Origin of the sequence: Streptomyces alkaliphilus, from assembly GCF_014141535.1 — a bacterium.
Classification (GTDB): domain Bacteria; phylum Actinomycetota; class Actinomycetes; order Streptomycetales; family Streptomycetaceae; genus Streptomyces; species Streptomyces alkaliphilus.
In genome coordinates this window covers 1-5,664 of sequence record NZ_VKHT01000271.1, presented here as the reverse complement: position 1 = coordinate 5,664, position 5,664 = coordinate 1, and the positions used below count along the sequence as shown (strand labels likewise).

The 5,664-nt window shown below is 72.7% G+C and carries 5 protein-coding genes and 1 riboswitch; of the genes, 1 reads left to right on the top strand and 4 read right to left on the bottom strand.

Going from position 1 to position 5,664, the window contains the following annotated elements; translation table 11 throughout:
• Positions 1 to 99: 99 nt before the first annotated feature.
• Complete coding sequence (locus FNQ90_RS10935) at positions 100 to 1,197, bottom strand: M23 family metallopeptidase (RefSeq protein WP_182606193.1); 1,098 nt, start codon at positions 1,195 to 1,197, stop codon at positions 100 to 102.
• 3 nt (positions 1,198 to 1,200) lie between these two features.
• A riboswitch (cyclic di-AMP (ydaO/yuaA leader) is annotated at positions 1,201 to 1,377 on the bottom strand.
• A 351-nt stretch (positions 1,378 to 1,728) separates the two neighbouring features.
• Here FNQ90_RS10935 and FNQ90_RS10930 point away from each other — a divergent pair.
• Positions 1,729 to 2,343, top strand: coding sequence for a GrpB family protein (locus FNQ90_RS10930; RefSeq protein ID WP_182606192.1), 615 nt, complete (start codon positions 1,729 to 1,731; stop codon positions 2,341 to 2,343).
• A 194-nt stretch (positions 2,344 to 2,537) separates the two neighbouring features.
• On the opposite strand, the gene FNQ90_RS10925 is transcribed toward FNQ90_RS10930, so the two are convergent.
• From FNQ90_RS10925 to FNQ90_RS10915, 3 genes are all read right to left on the bottom strand, one after another.
• Positions 2,538 to 3,779 carry a dipeptidase gene (locus tag FNQ90_RS10925; protein ID WP_182606194.1) on the bottom strand — a complete coding sequence of 414 codons (1,242 nt, stop codon included), beginning with the start codon at positions 3,777 to 3,779 and terminating at the stop codon, positions 2,538 to 2,540.
• 26 nt (positions 3,780 to 3,805) lie between these two features.
• Positions 3,806 to 4,309, bottom strand: a complete 504-nt coding sequence (gene purE, locus FNQ90_RS10920; protein WP_228471035.1) for a 5-(carboxyamino)imidazole ribonucleotide mutase — start codon at positions 4,307 to 4,309, stop codon at positions 3,806 to 3,808.
• 98 nt (positions 4,310 to 4,407) lie between these two features.
• Complete coding sequence (locus FNQ90_RS10915) at positions 4,408 to 5,595, bottom strand: 5-(carboxyamino)imidazole ribonucleotide synthase (RefSeq protein WP_182606190.1); 1,188 nt, start codon at positions 5,593 to 5,595, stop codon at positions 4,408 to 4,410.
• Between the last annotated feature and the right edge of the window lie 69 nt (positions 5,596 to 5,664).

The following is a 5,664-nucleotide window of genomic DNA, read 5'->3' as shown; positions in this document are numbered from 1 at the left end:
CGGGACCTCTCGGTCCCGGGCGGCCCCGGGGGTGGTGTGACGATCCTCCGCTTCCCCACCGCGGGGTGGGTCACCGATCGGATCATCGGGTGGGATGCCTCAGATGGAGACGCCCTTGGAGCGCAGGTAGGACAGCGGGTCGATGTCCGTGCCGTAGCTCTGGCCGGTGCGGATCTCGAAGTGCAGGTGCGGGCCGGTGCTGTTGCCGGTGGAGCCGACCAGACCGATCTGCTGCCCGGCGGAGACCGACTGGCCGGCGCTCACCGAGATGGAGGAGAGGTGGGCGTACTGGCTGAAGTGGCCGTCGGCGTGACGGATGATCACCTCGTTGCCGTACGAACCGCCCCAACCGGCGGAGACCACGGTGCCGGGGGCGACCGCCATGACGGTGGTGCCGGTGGCCGCGGAGAAGTCCACGCCGGTGTGGTAACCACTGGCCCACATGGCGCCGGAGGCACGGTAGGGGGTGCTGGGGGCGGCGTTGACCGGGACGCTGAAGCCCGCGGCGGCCGGCGGGGCGGCCTTCTCGGCCGGGGCCGGGGTCTTCTCTGCCGGAGCGGCCTTCTCCACCGGGGCCGGGGCCTGCTCGACCGGGGCGGTCTCCTCCGGCGCGGTCTCCTCCGGCGCGGTCTCCTCCGGCGCGGTCTCCTCGATCGTGACGGTGACCTCGATGGTCTCCTCCGCGGCCTCCTCGACCGGGAGTTCGACGCGGTCGGAGGTGCGGTCCGCGCGCTCGCCGGAGGCACCGGTGGTGAGCGTGAGCTTCTGACCGGGGTAGATCAGGTTGGGGTTGTTCCCGACCACGTCGCGGTTGGTCTCCCACAGCTGCACCCAGCCACCCTCGACCTGCTGGGCGGTGGCGATGCGGGAGAGGGTGTCGCCGCTGACGACCGTGTAACGGTCGGCGGCCTTCTTCTTCCCCGACTTCTCGGCCTTGGCGGCCTTGGCGGCCTTCTTGTCGGTCTCGGCGGTCTTCGCGGCCTGTTCGGCGGCGGCGGCGACCTGCCGGGCCTGCTGGGTGAGGTCGCCGGCGGTGAAGGCCTCGGCGGCGGGAGCCGTGACGGGAGCCGGGGCGGCGCTCGCGCCGCCGGCGGCGATGAGGGGGAGTGCGACGCCGGCGCCACCGGCGCCCAGCATCAGGGAGATACGGGAAATACGACTGACGCGCTGACGACGGTGACGACCGCGTGCGGGCATGGGTGTGCTCCTCTCCGACGCCTACGAGGTGAGCTGTCGGGTTCGGGCCGGAAAGGTGCCCGGTCGTCGCCCGGTCGGGACGGGAGGTCCCGGCCGGACGGGCGACTTCACCCCTAGCCGGTCTGTGACCGGCGGAAAGTGGGTCCCCCGCTCCTGTCTTGCGGATGGTGCTGCGGTGGCTCCGCGAACGGTGACAGGACTCGGCGTGCCGTTCGTGGCGCGACGCGGAGTGCGACGCGGCCTGAACGTTAAGCGGATGGTCCGTCCGGAAACAAGGCGGCAAGCGGAAGTACGGCCCGAGAGGGGCCGATCGGGATGTGTCCCACCTTGTCCGGGTAACGGCACGTGGCCAGCTATTATCACGGGGTAATAACAACGGATCTTGCGTTTTTCCCAACTGGGCCACACCAAACACCACTTGGCGAACCCCGCCGACATCACCCCTGAAACGCCGTTGAAGAATGGAGGGTAAACGGTGACATCCGTCACCAACCCCCGCTCGGGGAAGCGAAATTGCAGGTGATGTAACCAATGCCCGATTTGCCGCAGATGTCTTTTCCGGTGGTGGACCCCTCTCCCGAATGGGCGCGGGTGGGCGCGGAACTGGTCGAGGAGGTGAGCCGGCTGCTGGGTCCCGAAGCGTCCCGGGTGGCCCACATCGGAAGCACCTCCATCCCCGGCATGGCCGCCAAGCCGGTGTTCGACCTCCAGGTGGGCACGGAACTGCCCCTCGACGCGGCCGAGGAGAAGTTCTCGGCGCCCCTGACCGGGCTGGGCTTCACCCTCTCGCCCCATCGCCGGGACCACGTGCCCGCCGGCCGGGACGACGCACCGGAGCGGTGGGCCAAGCGCCTGTGGTGGCGACGCGGCCATCCGGACGGTGACGCCAACCTCCACCTGCGCCGCGAGGGTTCGCCCAACCTGCGACTGGCGCTGCTGTTCCGGGACTGGTTCCGGGCCCACCCCGAGGCCGTGCCGGGGTACGCCACCTTCAAACGCGTTCTCGCCCGACATGTCGTCCGCGACGCCGACGACACCGCCGGGCTCGGCGCCTACAGCGACATCAAGGACCCCGTGGTGGACGTCCTGGTGGAGATCGCGGAGGGCTGGGCCGCCCGCACCGGCTGGCAACTCCCCCAGAGCTGATCCCCCGTCCGTCCGGCGGGCCGGCGGTGCCCTTCGACGGACGCGTGGCGGGACCTCCGGCGGGTTCGTCCCGGGACCTCCGGCGGGTCCCGGGCAGCGGTCCTCCGGGCCGTTGGTCCCCCCGCCCCGACCGGACACCGGAACCGAACGGCGGGGCGTGCGACGGTCCCCCGTCGCACGCCCCGAACAGCGCGTCAGGCGTCGGTAGCCGGCTCCCCCGGCCCCGCCGGCCCGTCGAGATCCTCGATGCGGGCGATCGAGGGCCCCCGGGTGCGGCGCAGCGCCCTCGCGGTGGACTCCGCGTCCCCCAGCACCCGCAGGGCGTTCTCCCGGGTCAGCTTGGCCAGATCCGGCTCCGACCATCCCCGGCGGGCCAGCTCCGCGATCAGCCCCGGGTACCCGGCGACGCTCTCCAGCCCCCGGGGCAGGAAGGCCGTGCCGTCGTAGTCACCGCCGATACCGATGTGGTCCACGCCGGCGACCTCCCGCATGTGATCCAGGTGGTCGGCGACCGTGGCCGCGGTCGCGATGGGACGCGGGTGCCGGGCCTCGAACTCCCGATGCACCCGCATCGCCGCCGGTGAGGTGTCCAGCGGGTGCAGGCCGGCGGCCCGCATGTTGGCGTCCGCCCGGGCGGTCCAGGCCGCCGCCTCCGGCAGGATGAACTTCGGAACGAAGGTCGCCATCGCCACCCCGCCGTTGCCCCGCAGCGCGGCCAGTACGTCGTCGGGGACGTTCCGGGGATGGTCGCAGACCGCCCGCGCCGAGGAGTGGGAGAAGATCACCGGCGCCTCGGTGACCCGCAGCGCGTCCCGCATGGTGGTCGCCGCGACGTGCGAGAGGTCCACCAGCATGCCGAGCCGGTTCATCTCCCGCACGACCTCCTCGCCGAAGGTCGACAGGCCGTCGTGGCGCGGGTCGTCGGTGGCCGAGTCGGCCCAGTCGATGGTGTCGTTGTGGGTGAGCGTCATGTACCGCACGCCCAGCCGGTGGAAGGCTCGCAGCGTCGCCAGGGAGTTGGCGATCGAGTGCCCGCCCTCGGCGCCCATCAGGGAGGCGATCCGGCCCTCGACCAGGGCCGCCTCCACGTCCGCGACGCACACCGCGGGCCGGAACGTCTCCGGGTACCGGTCGATCATCAGCCGTACCGCGTCGATCTGCTCCAGGCAGGCCGCCACGGCGCGGTCCCCGGCGAAGTCGGCACGCACGTACACCGACCAGAACTGCGCCCCCACGCCGCCCGCCCGCAACCGGGGGATGTCGGTGTGCAGGCGGTGCGACTGGTCGGCCGCCAGGTCACACCGGTCCAGGTCGTAGCCGACCCGCTCGCGCAACGCCCAGGGCAGGTCGTTGTGACCGTCCAGCACGGGATGGCGGGCCAGCAGCGCCCGCGCACGGGCGAGTTCCGCCTCCGTCGGGTCGGGGGCGGAACCGATGTCGGGGTCGGGGTTCGGTCGGTCGCTCACCCGGCCGCGCCGAAGCCGAAGCCGGTGTCCCCGGAGAGCCGGGCCCGCAGCGAGCGACCCTTGTGCTCGGCCTGCTCGCGCAGCCGGCCCTGGAAGTCGCTCATCCGCTCCAGCAGGGCGGGGTCGGAGGCGGCCAGGATCCGGGCGGCCAGCAGGCCGGCGTTGCGCGCCCCGCCCACCGAGACCGTCGCCACCGGAACACCGGCGGGCATCTGCACGATGGACAGCAGCGAGTCCATGCCGTCCAGGTGCTTGAGGGGGACCGGCACGCCGATCACCGGCAGGGGCGTCACGGAGGCGAGCATCCCCGGCAGGTGGGCCGCGCCCCCGGCGCCGGCGATGATCACCCGCAGACCGCGCCCGGCGGCCCGCTCGCCGTAGTCGATCATGGCGTGCGGCATCCGGTGGGCGGAGACCACGTCCACCTCGTGCGGGATGCCGAACTCCTCGAGCGCCTTCGAGGCGCCCTCCATGACCGGCCAGTCGCTGTCGGAACCCATCACGATCCCCACCACGGGGGCCCCGGCTTTCTCCGGGCTCCCGACGTTCCCGGGGCTCCCGGTGTTCTCCCGGCTCTCGGTGTTCTCGGGGGCGTCGCTCATTCGGTGATCGTTCCTCGCAGGTAGTCGGCGGCGTGCCGGGCGCGCTCACGCACCTCGGCCAGGTCGGAGCCGTACGCGGTGACGTGCCCGACCTTGCGGCCGGGCTTGACCTCCTTGCCGTACATGCTCACGCACAGCCCGGGGTCACGGGCCATGCAGTGCAGGTACCCCTGGTACATGTCGGGGTAGTCGCCGCCCAGCACGTTGGCCATGACCGTCCAGGGGGCGCGCGGGCGGGGGTCGCCCAGCGGCAGGTCGAGCACGGCGCGCAGGTGGTTGGCGAACTGCGAGGTGACCGCGCCCTCCCGGCTCCAGTGGCCGGAGTTGTGCGGGCGCATCGCCAGCTCGTTGACCAGCACGCGACCGTCGGCGGTCTCGAACAGTTCGACGGCGAGGTGCCCGATCACGTCCAGCTCGGCGGCGATCCGCAGCGCCAGTGCCTGGGCGTCCAGGGCCCGCTCCTCCGGCAGGTCGGGGGCGGGGGCGATGACGGTGTCGCACACACCGTCCACCTGGACGGACTCCACCACCGGATAGGCGACGGCCTGCCCGTGCGGGGAGCGGACGACGTTGGCGGCCAGTTCGCGGACGAAGGGCACCTTCTCCTCGGCGAGGACCGGGACGCCGGCACGGAAGGGCTCGGCCGCCTCCGCGACGGTGCGCACCACCCACACGCCCTTGCCGTCGTACCCGCCGCGCACGGTCTTGAGCACCACCGGCACGGCGAGGTCACCGTCGGCGGAGGGCTCGGTGAAGGGCTCGGCGGCGCCCCCGACGGTCTCCGCGGCGAAGCGGGCCACGTCCGCCGGGTCGGCGACGATCCGGTGCCGGGGGCAGGGCACGCCGAGCGCGGAGAGCCGGGCGCGCATGACGCCCTTGTCCCCGGCGTGCTCCAGGGCGTCCGGTCCGGGCCGGATCACCACCCCCTCCTCCCGGAGGGCGCGCAGGTGCTCCAGCGGCACGTGCTCGTGGTCGAAGGTGATCACGTCACACCCGAGCGCGAAGTCACGCAGCGTGTCGAAGTCGCGGTAATCGCCGATCACCGGATCGCGCACCACGAGCGCGGCGGAGTCCTGCGGTGTGTCGCTGAGAAGCCTGAAATCGATGCCGAGCGGGATGCCCGCCTCGTGGGTCATACGGGCGAGCTGGCCGCCGCCGACCATGCCGACTACGGGGAATGTCACGGACTCAGGGTAGCGGCCCTCCGCACGACCGCCGGAGACGGCCGGCCCGGGACGGTGGGGCTCCGGCGG